The organism is Streptomyces roseolus, from assembly GCF_014649855.1.
GTDB classification, from domain to species: Bacteria; Actinomycetota; Actinomycetes; order Streptomycetales; family Streptomycetaceae; genus Streptomyces; species Streptomyces roseolus.
Genome location: NZ_BMTV01000008.1, coordinates 79,927 through 95,072, shown reverse-complemented (window position 1 = coordinate 95,072; position 15,146 = coordinate 79,927). Strand labels below are relative to the sequence as shown.

General features: G+C 73.8%; 12 protein-coding genes. 2 read left to right on the top strand and 10 right to left on the bottom strand.

Translation table 11 applies throughout. From position 1 onward, the window contains the following. Nucleotides 1–88 precede the first annotated feature (88 nt). Nucleotides 89–355, top strand: coding sequence for a 30S ribosomal protein S20 (gene rpsT / locus IE245_RS11730; RefSeq protein ID WP_043221497.1), 267 nt, complete (start codon nucleotides 89–91; stop codon nucleotides 353–355). A 927-nt stretch (nucleotides 356–1,282) separates the two neighbouring features. Here rpsT and holA read toward each other — a convergent pair. Then, nucleotides 1,283–2,272: a DNA polymerase III subunit delta gene (gene holA, locus IE245_RS11725; RefSeq protein WP_189946742.1), complete on the bottom strand. Its 990-nt coding sequence runs from the start codon at nucleotides 2,270–2,272 to the stop codon at nucleotides 1,283–1,285. 77 nt (nucleotides 2,273–2,349) lie between these two features. Between holA and IE245_RS11720 the strand changes: the two genes are divergently transcribed. After that, entirely contained in the window at nucleotides 2,350–2,592 is a 243-nt protein-coding gene (locus tag IE245_RS11720; RefSeq protein ID WP_189946741.1) for a hypothetical protein, read from the top strand. An 18-nt stretch (nucleotides 2,593–2,610) separates the two neighbouring features. Here IE245_RS11720 and IE245_RS11715 read toward each other — a convergent pair whose 3' ends face one another. From IE245_RS11715 to leuS, 9 genes are all read right to left on the bottom strand, one after another. Beyond that, nucleotides 2,611–3,510, bottom strand: coding sequence for a YceI family protein (locus tag IE245_RS11715; protein WP_189946740.1), 900 nt, complete (start codon nucleotides 3,508–3,510; stop codon nucleotides 2,611–2,613). A gap of 104 nt (nucleotides 3,511–3,614) precedes the next feature. Further along, nucleotides 3,615–4,451, bottom strand: a complete 837-nt coding sequence (locus IE245_RS11710) for an arylamine N-acetyltransferase family protein (RefSeq protein WP_189946739.1) — start codon at nucleotides 4,449–4,451, stop codon at nucleotides 3,615–3,617. A gap of 26 nt (nucleotides 4,452–4,477) precedes the next feature. Next, nucleotides 4,478–5,743 carry an MFS transporter gene (locus tag IE245_RS11705; RefSeq protein ID WP_189946738.1) on the bottom strand — a complete coding sequence of 422 codons (1,266 nt, stop codon included), beginning with the start codon at nucleotides 5,741–5,743 and terminating at the stop codon, nucleotides 4,478–4,480. Nucleotides 5,744–5,748: 5 nt separating this feature from the next. Continuing rightward, on the bottom strand, nucleotides 5,749–6,372 hold the full coding sequence (locus IE245_RS11700; protein ID WP_189946737.1) for a winged helix-turn-helix domain-containing protein: 624 nt from the start codon (nucleotides 6,370–6,372) through the stop codon (nucleotides 5,749–5,751). 81 nt (nucleotides 6,373–6,453) lie between these two features. Next, on the bottom strand, nucleotides 6,454–8,979 hold the full coding sequence (locus tag IE245_RS11695; protein WP_229851225.1) for a ComEC/Rec2 family competence protein: 2,526 nt from the start codon (nucleotides 8,977–8,979) through the stop codon (nucleotides 6,454–6,456). After that, the gene (locus tag IE245_RS11690) at nucleotides 8,976–9,734 is read right to left on the bottom strand and encodes a ComEA family DNA-binding protein (protein WP_373305309.1); all 759 of its coding nucleotides are present in this window, start codon (nucleotides 9,732–9,734) and stop codon (nucleotides 8,976–8,978) included. The genes IE245_RS11695 and IE245_RS11690 overlap by 4 nt, the downstream gene beginning before the upstream one ends. A 368-nt stretch (nucleotides 9,735–10,102) precedes the next feature. Further along, on the bottom strand, nucleotides 10,103–10,948 hold the full coding sequence (locus IE245_RS11685) for a DegV family protein (protein WP_189946735.1): 846 nt from the start codon (nucleotides 10,946–10,948) through the stop codon (nucleotides 10,103–10,105). Nucleotides 10,949–11,083: 135 nt separating this feature from the next. After that, nucleotides 11,084–11,818 carry a hypothetical protein gene (locus IE245_RS11680; RefSeq protein ID WP_189946734.1) on the bottom strand — a complete coding sequence of 245 codons (735 nt, stop codon included), beginning with the start codon at nucleotides 11,816–11,818 and terminating at the stop codon, nucleotides 11,084–11,086. 197 nt (nucleotides 11,819–12,015) lie between these two features. Beyond that, complete coding sequence (gene leuS, locus IE245_RS11675) at nucleotides 12,016–14,883, bottom strand: leucine--tRNA ligase (protein ID WP_189946733.1); 2,868 nt, start codon at nucleotides 14,881–14,883, stop codon at nucleotides 12,016–12,018. Nucleotides 14,884–15,146: the final 263 nt, after the last annotated feature.

Below are 15,146 nucleotides of genomic sequence, written 5' to 3'. Positions count from 1 at the left end.
CCTGATACCGTGGACAGCTGTGTCTCGTGTGCCCTCTCAGCTGCGCGGCACATCCTGAAGAAACATCGAACCTGTAAAGGCTCTTTCAGTGGCGAACATCAAGTCCCAGATCAAGCGGAACAAGACCAACGAGAAGGCGCGCCTGCGCAACAAGGCCGTCAAGTCGTCGCTCAAGACCGCGATCCGCAAGGCCCGTGAGGCTGTCGCCGCCGGCGACCTCGAGAAGGCCACCGTGGCCGCCCGTGCCGCCTCGCGTCAGCTCGACAAGGCTGTCTCGAAGGGTGTCATCCACAAGAACGCCGCCGCCAACAAGAAGTCGGCGCTGGCTGTCAAGGTCGCCTCCCTCCAGGGCTGAGACCGGATCTCCTGATCCAGGCTCCACCGGCCGCCGGGACCCAGCGGACCCTCTCTACCGCTCCCGCCCGGCCACCCGCCCCGTACGCGAGACGCGTTCGCCACGCGTGTACGGGACACCCCAGCACCACCCAGAAGGCCCCGCTCCCTCCTTCCCCAGGAGGGGGCGGGGCCTTCTGGCTTTTTTGGGGGGTGCCTGGGGGGTGCTGGGGGCCGCACGCGCGCGGGGCAGGGGCGGGGGCGGGGCGCCCAGTGGGGGGCAGGCTCGGGTGCGGCGGTCGGGCGGGCACGGCCGGGGCGCGGCGGCTGGTGAGCTCGGGACGCGAACCGGGGAACGGGCACAGTCCGAGGCGGGGGCGCCCGCCGGGTGTGGGGCGCGGCCCCGAGCAGGCACAACCCCGGCGGGGCGCCCCGCCGGAGCCGAGGCGCTGCCCGACGGGCAGGCTCGAACCCCGGGCGGGCGCCCGGCGGGGGCGCGGCCCCGCAGGCGGGCGCGGGCCCGAGGTGAGAGGGGTCCGGGGGCTTGGGGCCGTGGCCCGGGCAGGAGGCCGTAGCCCCGGGTAGGGGCGCGCGGGTCGCCGGGCTCGGGCGCCGGGGTCGGTGGTTCCGCCCCGGCGGGGTCCGGGGAGGGGCGGGGCGTGGGGTTTCAAGGCGCTATGCCACGACGGGGGCGCGCGACCGGTGCGACCGGTGCGCCCGGCCCATCGACCTGCACAGGAACCGGCCCGGCGGGACCCGCCCCGCACCGGAGTCGGCCCGGCAGGGCCCTCCCCGCGCCGACCCACAGGGCCCGCGTCACGGGGTGCGACCCCGCACGACGGCACGCGCCTCCCGCGACGACGCCACACGCGCCCGGCGCCGCGCCGCAGGCCGCGCCAGGGCCCGCGTCGGGTGCGCCGCCCGTCGCGGCGCCGCGCCCGTACGCCCGTCAGGCGCGGCGCGCCCTCGCGGCTCGGGCGACCGCGACGACCGCCTTCTCCAGGGCGTACTCCGGGTCGTCCCCGCCGCCCTTCACCCCCGCGTCCGCCTCCGCGACCGCCCGCAGGGCCATCGCGACGCCGTCCGGGGTCCAGCCCCGCATCTGCTGCCGCACCCGGTCGATCTTCCACGGCGGCATGCCCAGCTCGCGCGCGAGGTCGGCGGGCCGTCCGCCCCGCGCGGAGGAGAGCTTGCCGATGGCCCGCACCCCCTGCGCGAGCGCGCTCGTGATGAGCACGGGCGCGACCCCGGTCGACAGCGACCAGCGCAACGCCTCCAGCGCCTCCGCCGCCCTGCCCTCCACGGCCCGGTCGGCGACGTTGAAGGACGAGGCCTCGGCCCGCCCGGTGTAGTACCGCCCGACGACGGCCTCGTCGATCGTCCCGTCGACGTCCGCCGTCAGCTGCGCGGCCGCGGAGGCCAGCTCCCGCAGGTCGCTGCCGATGGAGTCGACGAGCGCCTGGCACGCCTCGGGCGTGGCGGACCGCCCGAGCGCGCGGAACTCCTGCCGGACGAAGGTGAGCCGCTCCGCCGGCTTCGTGGTCTTGGGGCAGGCCACCTCCCGCGCCCCGGCCTTGCGCGCCGCGTCGAGGAGCCCCTTGCCCTTGGCCCCGCCCGCGTGCAGCAGGACGAGCGTGATGTCCTCGACGGGCGCGTCGAGGTACCCCTTCACGTCCTTGACGCTCTCCGCCGAGAGGTCCTGCGCGTTCCGCACGACCAGCACCTTCCGCTCGGCGAAGAGCGAGGGGCTGGTGAGTTCGGCGAGGGACCCCGGCTGGAGCTGGTCGGGAGTGAGGTCCCGTACGTCGGTGTCGGCGTCGGCGGCCCGCGCGGCCGCCACCACCTCCCGCACGGCACGGTCGAGGAGCAGGTCCTCCTGGCCCACGGCGAGCGTGACGGGGCCGAGGAGGTCGTCGCTGGAAGTCTTTCTGGTGGCCATCGCGATCCAGCATCCCACGGCCCACCGACAGCGAACCCCGCCACGGCTCCGGCGGCGCCCCGCGCGAGAATGGCCGGGTGAGTGAACGACACGTACTGGTGCTCCCCGACCGCGACGCCGCCGAGGAGCTCGCCGAGGAGCTGTCCGCCCGCTTCGGGGTGGCCGAGGAGCCGCAGCTGGTCCGCGACGCGCTGGCCGGCGAGGACGACGCCGAGGACGCGCAGTGGCTGGTGGTCGTCGAGGACCCGGACGGCCGCCTCGACCCGACGGCGCTGGACGACCTCGCCGCCGAGCACGAGGGCTGGCTGGAAGCCCCCTAGCCGATTTGGGCGCTCGCCCTAGCCCGCTCGCCCCGCCGCCTTCGGCACGATCTGCACGTCCAGGTCGATCGCGATGCTGGAGCCGACCGCCGCGATACCACGGGCGAGCAGCGTCTGCCAGGTGAGGGTGAAGTCCTCGCGGTGGAGTTCGGTGGTGGCCCGGCAGGCACTCCGGGTCTCGCCCTCCAGGCCACTGCCGAGGCCGAGGTACTGGGTGTCCAGCGTGACGGTGCGGTTCACGCCGTGGAGGCTGAGCGCGCCCGTGACGTTCCAGCGGGTGCCGCCGCGGTGGGTGAAGCGCTCGCTGAAGAACTCGATGGTCGGGTGGACGCCGATGTCCAGGAAGTCACCGGAGCGCAGGTGGTCGTCGCGCATCTGCACCCCGGTGTCGATCGAGGCCGCGTCGATGACGACGTGCATCGCCGACCGCTCCATGCGCTCGGCGATCCGTATCGCGCCGGCGAAGCTGTTGAACCGCCCGTGGATCCGCGCGAGGCCGATGTGCCGGGCGGTGAACCCGATCTGGGAGTGCGTGGGGTCGATCTCCCAGTCGCCGGGCTCGGGCAGCGGCGGCTGCGGGGCGACCTGGAGCAGGACGTCCCCGAGGTCCGCGTGGACGCCCGGGTCGATCACGGCGGTGACGTGGTGCGGCGTGTAGCCGTCGGAGGTGACGGCGAGCCGGTACTCACCGGCCGGCACGGTGGCGAGGAGGGTGCCGTACGGGTCGGTCTCCCCGCCCAGCACCTTCCGGCCGGCCGTGTCCGTGAGCGCGAACTCGGCCTGCCGCAGCGGCTCGTGCACCGGGTCGAGGACCCGGCAGCTCAGCACTCCCGCCGAGGCCGGTACGGCGTACCCGGCGAGCGCGCCGTCCCGGACGCCGCCACCGCTCCCCCGCTTGCCGAAGAGGCCACCGAACATTCTTCACGCACCCCCGTGCGACTCGTTCACCATGCAACGAGTTCGCATTCGATCACCCATGAGGCGTTCGAGGCAAACGCGACCTTGTTACCGACGAGTCCGAATTATGGGTTCGGCCTGCTTTTCTCCCCCGCCGCGGGCACGGTCGGCAGCTCGTCGAGCACGATCCCGAACAGCTCCCGGTACGCCTCCCGCAGTTCCTCCTCCGTCCCGAGCTCCCGTTCCGTACGCTCCCCGGCCACCGTCCGGTACAGCTTCCGGCCGCCGATGCTGACCCGGCCGTCCTCGGTGAGCAGCGAGCAGATCACCCCGCGGGTGAAGTGCGACTCGGGCGAGGTCCGGTGGTACCAGGCGCCGGCCTCGAAGTCCGCGAGCGCCCGCGGTCGCGGCTCCAGCCGGTACTGAGGCCTTCCGTCCCGCACCACGTCGAGGTCCCCGTCCGTCCCCGGGACGTCCCGGATCACGAAGACGCCGGAGGCGTCGGCCTGTTCCCCGCGCTCGTCGAAGGCGAGGGGAAGGTGGCTGTGGTCGCCGAAGCCCACGTCGGCCAGCCAGCGCCCCCCGTCCGCGTCCTCCACGAGCAGCGCCATGTGGTCGTACGGGATCCCCACCCGGCCGTCCGGGCCGAGGACCCGGGCCTGGAGCAGCTCGGCCCGGTAGCCGAGCGCCCGGAGCAGCGCGGCGAACGCGGTGTTCAGCTCGTAACAGAACCCGCCCCGCCGGGCCACCGTCACCTTGTCCACCAGCGCCCTCTCGTCGAGGACGATGTCCTCCCCGAGGTGGATCGAGAGGTTCTCGAAGGGCACGGCCAGCAGATGTCTCAGGTGCAGCTCCCGCAGCGCCCCGGCGTCCGCCCGCTCCGGCCGTGCGGCCCCGATGCGCTCCAGGTAGCGCTCCACGGCCGTGTCCGGCAGCCTCCCGGGCTTCTCGTGATCAGTCATGGGGGAAGTCTGCCGGTTCACCGGTGTCACGGGGCGGCGACGGCCGATTCCCGCTCCCGGGAGGGCAGTTCGCGCATGCGGGCCAGGGGCGAGGGCAGCAGCCACAGGACCGCGAAGACGCCTCCCACCGTGGCGATCCAGAGGGTGGGACGGAGGCCGACCGCGGTGCCCAGCACGCCTCCGGCGAGCGCCCCGAGGGGACGGAAGCCGTGGTTCAGGGTGCGGAAGGCTCCCATGACCCTGGCGCGCATGGTCTCGGGGATGAGCGCCATCTGGAAGGAGCCTGCGGCCACGTCGACGATCATCACGCCGACGCAGGACAGGAACTCGGCGGCGAACAGCACTCCCACGACGAGCGGCAGCGGTCCGTCCGCCGCGGGTATGAGGACCAGCGGCAGGGTGAAGCCGAGGAAGCCTGCGACGAGGGAGCCGCCGATGCCGAGCCGGCGGACGACCGCCCCGCTCCACATCGCCCCGAGCAGACCGCCGACGGCTCCGGTGCCGAGCACCAGGCCGAGCAGGCCCGCGCCGAGACCGAGGTCCTGGGTCACGTAGAGCACGAAGAGGGTGTGGAACATGTAGTTGAAGAACTGGACGGTGCCGGAGGCGGCGAAGAGCGCCCGCATCGACGGCTCCCGCAGCACCCACCGCATCCCCTCCGTGAAGTGCCCCTTGGTCACGGGCGCCGGGGCGGGCTCGGCCGGCCGTATCTTCGCCAGGTACCCCGCCGACACGAGATAGGTGAGGGCGTCCGCGAGCAGCGCCAGAGGAGCGGTGAGCACCTGGACGAGGACGCCGCCGATGCCGGGTCCGGCCAGCCAGGCCATCGAACGGCTTCCGTTCACCAGCGAGTTGGCCTGCACGTACCGCTCGGTCGGGACGAGGGACGCGAAGAGCGTGGAGTTGCAGACCTCGAAGAGCACCGACAGCGCGCCCACCCCGAAGGCGACGAGGTAGAGCTGACCCAGCGTCAGCAGGTCGAGGGTGTAGGCGACGGGCAGGGTGAGCAGCAGCGCGGCCCGCCCCAGATCCGTGGCGATCATGATCCGGCGGCGGTTGGCCCGCCGGTCTGCCCAGGCCCCGAAGGGCAGGTTGAGCAGCAGGGCCGGGAGGAGTTCGAGGGTCTTGAGCCAGCCCATCTGGGCGGCGTCGGCCCCGAGCACGAGGACGGCGGCGAGCGGCAGCGCCATCAGGGAGATCTGGTCTCCGACGAGCGAGACGGTCTGCCCCGTCCAGTAGCGGCGGAAGGTGCGCTCGCGCAGCAGCGCCGGAACCCGTGCGGTGAGGCCCATTCTCGTCAGTCCTTGTCGTCGTCGGGGCCGGGATCGGGGTCCAGGTAGGCGATCTTCAGAAAGCTGACGGGCCGCGCACCCTCGGGCCGGGCGGCCGGGTCGTCCTCACGGCCGAGGTAGGCACCGAGCAGCTCGTCGATCCGCTCCCCGAGGGCGTGGAGCTCGTCAGGGGTGAGGTACACCAGCGCGTCCCCGAACAGCTCGGCCTCCCGCCACTCCTTCGTGACGCCCGTCCGGTTCTCCAGGACCTGGGCGAACCGTCCGAAGTAGCGTTCGGCGACAGCCACGTTGAGCTCGTCGGTCGCCTGCGCGACCGAGGGGTCCTCGCTGTAGCCGGGCCACTCGGTGTACCGGGCGGTGGCCCGCCAGGGCTTCTCCCTGCCGCGCCCGCCCGGCGCCTCTTCCACGAGCCCGTACTTGGCGAGTATCCGCAGGTGGTACGAGCAGCTGGCCACCGATTCGCCGGTCAGCTCGGCGGCCCGGGTGGCGGTGAACGGCCCGTGCCGGCGCAGCTGCCCGACCAGGGTCATCCGCAGGGGGTGGGCGTAGGCCCGCAGCGCCCGGGGGTCGGTCAGCCTGACGCTGTGGCGCTTCTCTTCCTCGGGGTGCGACGCACTGTTCTCCGTCATGATCTAAAATTACCTATAGAAAGACTCCTTTACAAGCGTTTCTTTACAAGTGCTTCCCGCCGGCACGCCCTTCCTCGAGGGTCACCAGCCGCGCGCCACCGCCACCAGCCCCCTCCCCGCGCCCGCCACCGCGATCGCCCCGTCCAGGTCCGTCCGCAGCACCCGCGCCCCGCCCGCCCGCAACGCCGCCAGCGTCCGGGGCGACGGATGCCCGTACGGGTTGTCCCGGCCGGCGGACACCAGCGCCAGCCGCGGCCGCACCGCAGCGGTCAGCCCCGGGTCCTGGTGCGCGGACCCGTGGTGGGCGACCTTCAGCACGTCCACCGCGCCCAGCTCCGGATGCGCCCGCCACAGGGCCCGCTGCGCCGGCGGCTCCAGATCACCGAGCAGCAGCACGCTCACCCCGCCCGGCCCCCGGACCAGCAGCGTGACGCTGGCGTCGTTCGGCCCGCCGTCCGGCGGCGCCGGCCCGGCCGGTGGCCACAGCACCCGCCACTCCAGCGCTCCGACCCGCCGCCGCTCCCCCGGCTCCGCCCGCGCCACCGGCACCCCGGCGGCCCTCGCCTCCCTCCGTACGAACTCCGCCTGCCCCGGCGGCTCTTCGAGCCCCGTCGTCTGGATCGCCCCGACTCCCCGTCCCTTCAACACCCCGGGAAGCCCGGCCACATGGTCGGCGTGGAAGTGCGTCAGCACCAGCAACGGCACCTGTCTCACCTCCAGTTCGCGCAGGCAGCGGTCCACCGCCGCCGGATCCGGCCCCGCGTCCACCACCACCCCCGCGCCCTCGCCGGCCGCGAGCACCGTGGCGTCCCCCTGGCCGACCTGACACATCGCGAACACCCAGCCCGGCGGCGGCCAGCCGCTGACCCAGCGCACCAGCGGCACCGGGCGGGCCACCACGAGCACCAGCAGCACGACCACCCCGACCACCGGCCACGTCCGGTGCCGCAGCCGCCTCACCCCGACCACCACGGCGACCGTCACGAGCGCCAGCGCCGCGCCTCCCCACCAGCCGCCGGGCCACGCCAGCTCCGCACCCGGCAGCGCCGCCCCCGTCCTGGCCACCCGGGCGATCCACCCGGCCGGCCACCCCGCCACCCACGCCAGGCCCTCCGCTCCCGCCGCCCACACCGGCGCCACCGCGAGCGTCCCGAAGCCGAACACCGTCGCGAGCGCCACCGCCGGCTCCGCGAGGAGGTTCGCCGGAATCGCCACCAGACTCGTCCGGGCCGCGAAGACCACCACGACCGGCGCGCTCACCGCCTGCGCCGCCAGCGCCGCGGCCAGCGCCTCCGCGATCCTCCCCGGCACCCCGCGCCGCCGCAGCGCCTCGCTCCATCCCGGCGCCACCACCAGCAGCGCCCCGGTCGCGAGCACCGACAGCAGGAACCCGTAACTCCGTGCCAGCCAGGGGTCGTACAGCACCAGGACCAGCACCACCGCGGCCAGCGCCGGGATCAGCGACCTCCTCCGCCCGGTGGCGATCGCGAGCAGCGCGACCAGCCCGCAGGCCGCCGCCCGCAGCACGCTCGGATCGGGCCGGCACACGACGACGAACGCCACCGTCAGCCCCGCCCCCGCCAGCGCGGTGCCGCGCAGCGAGAGCCCGATCCTCGGAGCCACCCCGCCCCGCTCCACCCGCCGCGCCCGCCCCGGGCGCCCGACGAGCAGGAGCAGCACGATCGAGAGGTTGCTCCCCGATACGGCCAGCACATGCATGAGATCCGTGGCCTCGAAGGCGTCCCGCAACTCGGTGCCGATCCGCGAGGTGTCCCCCACGACAAGGCCCGGGAGCAGCGCCCGCGCGTCCGGCGCCAGCCCGTCGGTCGCCGCCCGCAGCCCGGCCCGCAACTCGCCGGCCGTCCGCTGGAGCGCGCTCGGCGGTCCCACGATCCGCGGCGGCCCGGCCCCGGACTTCAGCACGGCCGCGTACGGGTCGCCGGGTTCCCTGGGAGGCGTGAAGCGGGCGGCGACCCGCAGCCGCGTGGACGGCAGCAGCCGTAGCCAGGCGTCCCGCCCCTCCCCCGGCGGCACGATCAGCAGCACCGGCGCGCGGGTCCGCACGACCGCCCCGTCCGTCCGCTCCACCCGGACCACCTCGGCGTCCATCACCACCGACACCGGCACCATCGCCCGCCCGCTCACCCGCGGCCGGGTGAGCCGGGGATCCGAGGTCACCGTCACCTCCGCCCAGCCCCGCCCGTACGCCTCGGCCAGGACGGGAACCGGCCCCCGTCGCAGATCCGCCGCGTGCAACCCCGCCGAAGCGGCCCCGGCCGCGGCGCACAGCAACACCCCCGCCCACGCGGTGGCCCGCAGCCGCCACCCCGGCGACGCACCACCCCGAGCCCCTCCTCCCGACGCCCCTCCTTCCGGCTCCCCGCCCGGCACTCCGCCCTGAGCGGGATCCCGCCCCCTCGTCAGCCACCTCGCCACCGCCGGCGTCAACAACGCCACCGCACCGGCCAGGCAGAGCCCCACCCCGGCCGCCGCCCACCAGCCCGCCACCCCCAGTGCCGCCGCGGACGCCGCCCACGCGGCCAACGCCGGCGGAACGAGCCGCAGATCGGCCGGCTCCTCCTTCCACCCCTCCTGGTCCCGCGTCACGGCCGCACCAACGGCTGAAGGTCCGCGAAGCGCCGCTCGCCGATCCCGTCGACCTCGCGCAACTCCTCGACCGAGCGGAAACCGCCCCGCTCCGTACGGTGGTCGACGATCCGCCGCGCGAGTACCGGTCCCACGCCCGGCAGTCCGTCGAACTGCTCGGCCGTCGCCGCGTTGAGGCTCAACGGCACACCGCTCCCGGCCGTCCCCGCTCCCGGTCCCGCGCCCGATGTCGTACTCCCGCCGGCCGGCCCTCCGGCCACCCCGACGAGCACCTGCTCACCGTCGAAGAGGACCCTGGCACGGTTGAGCCCCGTCAGGTCCGCCCCCGCCCGCACACCCCCCGCGGCCCGCAGCGCGTCCGCGACCCGCGACCCGGCCGGCAGCGTCAGCACCCCCGGCCGGCGCACCTTCCCCGCCACGTCGACGACGACCTCCGCCGCGGCCGCGCCCCCGCCGGGGCCGACACCTCCACCAGGACCGGCGCCTCCACCAGGCCTTGCCGACGCCGACGCCGAGGCGGGCGAAGCCGCCACCGGCGCGACCCCCACGAGCTCCGGCGCCCGCACCTGTTCCGGCCGCCCCGCCCAGAAGAACCCGCCCGCCGCACAGGCCGCCACCACGAGGACCACGGCGAGCGCCGCCAGCGACCTCGGCTCCAGTCCGCACCGCGTCTGCACCCACAACGGCAGCCGCTCCCGCACCGCCGCCCGCCACCGCCGCTCCCCCACGGCCTCGACCACGGGCTCCTCGGCCACCGCCGGCTCCTCGGCCAACGGCAGGGGCGGCACAGGCGGTGACGGCGGCGGAAAGAGCGCGTCCCCCCGCTCCCGCACGACGCCCGTCTCACCCCCGGTCGGACCGGGCGGTGCCAGGACGCGGCGCACCCGGGCCCGCCGCCGCGCCCGCCCGGGCGGCGCACCCCGCCGAGGCCCCACCGGCCCGGGCCCGCCCCTGGCGGAACGGGACGAGGTCGAAGAAGGAACGGAGAACGAAGAAGCCGTACGAAGATCCATGTCTGCGACGGTAGGCTCCGCCCCACCCCCGTGCCGTCGCCCTCCGGCTTCCGTGGACAGCGACGGCCCTGTGGACAACTCCCTCACCCACAAGGGTGAGAGAGCCTGTCTCAGCGCGGTGAGACGACCACCGCGAGCAGCCCCGGCCCGGTGTGCGCGCCGATCACGGCGCCCACCTCGCTGACGTGCAGCTCCCCGATCCCGGGGACGCGGGCCCGCAGGCGTTCGGCCAGCGCGTCGGCCCGCTCCGGCGCGGAGAGGTGGTGGACCGCGATGTCGACGGGTCCGGAGCCCGCCTGCTCGGCGGCCAGCTCCTCCAGCCTCGCGATCGCCTTGGACGCGGTCCGCACCTTCTCCCGCAGCTCGATGCGGCCTCCGTCGAGTTCGAGGAGCGGCTTCACCGCGAGGGCGGAGCCGAGCAGCGCCTGCGCGGTCCCGATCCGGCCGCCCCTGCGCAGGTAGTCGAGGGTGTCGACGTAGAAGTAGGCGGAGGTGTCCCCGGCCCGCTTCTCGGCCGCCGCGACCGCCTCCTCCAGCGAGCCCCCGCCCTCCACGACCTCCGCCGCCGCCAGCGCGCAGAAGCCGAGGGCCATGCCGATCATGCGGGTGTCCACGACCCGTACGGGAACGGGCGCCTCCTTGGCCGCGAGCACGGCGGCGTCGTAGGTGCCGGAGACCTCGGCGGAGAGGTGCAGCGAGACGATCCCCCGCGCGCCCGCCTCCGCGGCCTCGCGGTAGGCGGCGGCGAAGACCTCGGGGCTGGGTCGGGAGGTGGTGACGGACCGCCGCTTCTGCAGCGCCTCGGCGAGCGATCTGGCCGAGATCTCGGTGCCTTCCAGAAGGGCGCGGTCGCCGATGACGACGGTCAGCGGGACCGCGGTGATGGCGTGCCGCTCCATCGTCTGGGGTGGCAGGTAGGCCGTGGAATCGGTGACGATCGCGACATGCCGGGACATGAGCGGGAGGTTACCCGCCGCGACCGCCACTCGGCAGCCCGGCCCGGGTCACAGCCGCTGTCGCCGCGCCGTGGAGCGTCCGGCCCCGGTCCCCGTCCACCGCCGCCTCCCGGCGGGAGCTGCCCGTGCCGACGGTCAGCCCGCGGACTCCGGCCGCGCCGTCTTCTCCCACGGGTACGCGGTCGTCCGGGGGTCGGGTGCCGTGATCGCCTGCGGAGCCTCCCCGGCCTGCGGCCGCGGCTGGGCCGGCGTCTGCTCCGGAGTCCCGGGGGCCGACTCGTACCACGCCTGCGACGTCTCCGTCCCGTTCGTCCCCCCGTCGACGGTGGTCCAGTGGCGCAGCGCGCCCGTCTCCACGTCGATCTGGGCGCTCAGCGTCTCCAGGTCGTCCTCGGCGAACCGGCGGGCCCGGTCATGGGCGGCCCGCCGCAGCGCGTCGGCCGAGCCGGTGATCCGCTCGGTCCGCTCGGTGAGCGCGGCCAGCTGCCCGGCCACGTACGCCTTGTCGGGCTCCCGCTCCAGCCGCTTGAGGTCCTCGTCCAGTTCGCGGCCGTGCGCGCTGAGCCGGGCGAAGAGGTCGAGCGATTCCCGCAGCGACGCGTCCTCGACGGCCCCCGCCTGGAGCGCGTCCTGGGTGGCGCGCATCGAGCCGCGCAGCGCGAGCCGCAGCTTCGCCAGCTCGGCGGCGACGCCGACCTGCCCGAAGCTCTTGGCCTTCAGCGTGGTGTCCTCGACGGTGCGCCTGGCCTGGTCGAGCGTCCGGTCGACGCCGCGCTTGGCAGCCTTGGCCACCTTCACCGTGGCGTAGACCCCGAGCGCCACGAACGAGAGGAAGAGCAGCGCCAGGATCGTGACAATCGCGGCTTCCATGGTGTGTCGCTCCTCAGGCTCCGTCGGCGTCCCACGGCTGTGGTTCTTCCACGGTAAACGGAACGGGCAGGCGGAGGGTTCCATCGGAACCCCCAACCTGCCCGTAGGGGAAACCCCTAGCCCCGCCGGACCACTCGGGTCACTCGGGTGACTCGGAGCACGCGGGCCTCACAGGGCTCTCGGAGCGCCGGGGCCGTTCAGGCCACGATGTTCACCAGCTTCGGCGCGCGCACGATCACCTTGCGGATCTCGGCCCCGCCGAGGGCCGCGACGACGTGCGGGTCGGCCAGCGCCAGCGCCTCCAGCTCGGCGTCGGTGATCGACGGCGAGACCTCCAGACGGGCCTTGACCTTGCCCTTGATCTGCACGACGCAGGTCACGGTCTCGTCGACGACGTACGCCGGGTCGGCGACCGGGAAGTCCTGGTGGACGACCGAGTCGGTGTGACCGAGGCGGTGCCACAGCTCCTCCGCGATGTGCGGGGCGAGCGGGGCGACCAGCAGCACCAGCTGCTCGGCCACGGGGCGGGAGACCGCGCCGCCGGCCTTGGTCAGGTGGTTGTTCAGCTCGGTGATCTTGGCGATGGCCGTGTTGAAGCGCATCGCTGCCATGTCCTGCGCGACGCCGTCGATGGCCTTGTGCAGGGCGCGCAGCGTGTCCTCGTCGGGCGCGGTGTCCACGACGGTGACCTCGCCGGTCGCCTCGTCGACGATGTTGCGCCACAGCCGCTGGAGCAGCCGGTACTGGCCGACCACGGCACGGGTGTCCCACGGGCGGGAGACGTCCAGCGGGCCCATCGCCATCTCGTACAGGCGCAGGGTGTCGGCGCCGTACTCGACGCAGATCTCGTCCGGCGTGACGGCGTTCTTCAGGGACTTGCCCATCTTGCCGAGGACGCGGCTGACCTTCTCGCCCTCGTACCAGTAGGCGCCGTCGCGCTCCTCGACCTCGGCGGCCGGCACGGCGATGCCGCGGGCGTCGCGGTAGACGAAGGCCTGGATCATGCCCTGGTTGTAGAGCTTGTGGAAGGGCTCGGCCGAGGAGATGTGGCCCAGGTCGAAGAGGACCTTCGACCAGAAGCGGGCGTACAGCAGGTGGAGCACGGCGTGCTCGGCGCCGCCGACGTACAGGTCGACGCCGCCGGTGGGCATGGACTCGCGCGGGCCCATCCAGTACTGCTCGATGGCCGGGTCGACCAGCTTCAGGTCGTTGTGCGGGTCGAGGTAGCGCAGCTCGTACCAGCAGGAACCGGCCCAGTTGGGCATGGTGTTGGTCTCGCGGCGGTACTTCTTCGGCCCGTCGCCCAGGTCGAGGGTGACGTTGACCCACTCCTCGTTGCGGGAGAGCGGGGTCTCGGGCTGGGTGTCGGCGTCGTCCGGGTCGAAGGTCCGCGGCGAGTAGTCCTCGACCTCGGGCAGCTCCAGCGGCAGCATCGACTCGGGCAGCGCGTGGGCGACGCCGTCCTCGTCGTAGACGATCGGGAAGGGCTCGCCCCAGTACCGCTGGCGGCTGAACAGCCAGTCGCGGAGGCGGAAGTTGACGGTGCCCTCGCCGATGCCGCGGTCGGCGAGCCAGGCGGTGATCTTCGCCTTGGCGTCGACGACGCCCAGACCGTCCAGGGAGATCTCGTCGCCGGCGGAGTTGACCAGCTTGGCCTCGTACGAGGCGAAGGCGTCGTCCCAGGTGGACGGGTCGGTGCCGCGGTCGTCGTTCGGCTCGACGACGCAGCGCATCGGCAGTTCGAAGGCGCGCGCGAAGGCGAAGTCGCGGGCGTCGTGGGCGGGGACGGCCATGATGGCGCCGGTGCCGTAGCCCATGAGGACGTAGTCGGCGATGAAGACGGGGACCTGCTCGCCGCTGACCGGGTTGGTCGCGTACGCGCCGGTGAAGACGCCGGTCTTCTCCTTGGCGTCGGCCTGGCGCTCGACGTCGGACTTGGAGGCGGCCTGCTTGCGGTAGGCGTCGACGGCCTCCGCGGGGGTGGCGTGGCCGCCGGTCCACACGTCGTGGGTGCCCTCGGGCCAGGCGGCCGGGACGATCTTCTCGACCAGGTCGTGCTCGGGGGCCAGGACCATGTAGGTGGCGCCGAAGAGGGTGTCCTGGCGGGTGGTGAAGACGGTGATGGCACCGGTGTCGCCGACCTGGAAGTCGACGCGGGCGCCCTCGGAGCGGCCGATCCAGTTGCGCTGCTGCAGCTTGATGGCCTCGGGCCAGTCCAGGCCGTCGAGGTCGTCCAGCAGGCGGTCCGCGTAGGCGGTGATGCGCATGTTCCACTGGCGCAGCTTCGCCTTGAAGACGGGGAAGTTGCCGCGCTCGGAGCGTCCGTCGGCGGTGACCTCCTCGTTGGCGAGGACGGTGCCCAGGCCGGGGCACCAGTTGACCGGCGCGTCGGAGGCGTACGCCAGGCGGTACTCGCCCAGGACCTCGGCGCGCTCGGCGGCGGACAGCTCGGCCCACGCGCGCGTGGAGCCGGGGACCTCACGGGTGCCGTTCTCGAACTGCTCGATCAGCTCGGCGATCGGGCGGGCCTTGGCGGCCTCGGTGTCGTACCAGGAGTTGTAGATCTGCAGGAAGATCCACTGGGTCCACTTGTAGTACTCGGGGTCGATCGTGGCGAACGACCGGCGCTTGTCGTGGCCCAGGCCCAGCCGGCGCAGCTGGACCTTCATGTTCTCCATGTTGGCCTCGGTGGACACGCGCGGGTGCGTGCCGGTCTGCACGGCGTACTGCTCGGCGGGCAGGCCGAAGGCGTCGAAGCCGAGGGTGTGGAGCACGTTGTGGCCGGTCATGCGCGCGTGGCGGGCGAAGACGTCCGTGGCGATGTAGCCGAGCGGGTGGCCGACGTGGAGGCCCGCACCGGAGGGGTACGGGAACATGTCCATGATGAACTTCTTGGGGCGGGCGGCGACCTCGGGGTCGCCCGCCAGGTCACCGGAGGGGTTCGGCGCCTCGTAGGTGCCCTCGGCGTCCCAGACGTCCTGCCAGCGTGCCTCGATGTCGGCGGCCATGGCCGCCGTGTAGCGATGCGGGGCCGCCGTCTCGGCGGCCGTGTTGATCTCGGTCATGGTCCTAGAAGCTCCATCGATCGTCTCTGCCCACTGCCACGAACTGCCACGAAATGAAAAATCCCCTCGCACAGGAGGGGACGCCGCGCCGACTCCGACGGGGTCTCTTCCGCCCGTCGGGACTGGTCAGCGCGGCTCGATAAGCAGGAGGCGTACGGCACGCATGGCGCCAGGGTACCGCAGCGCTCACACGGGCCGCATCGATGTCCACCGGCCGGGCGGGAACGACGAAGCGGGTCATCCGATCCGGATGACCCGCTTCT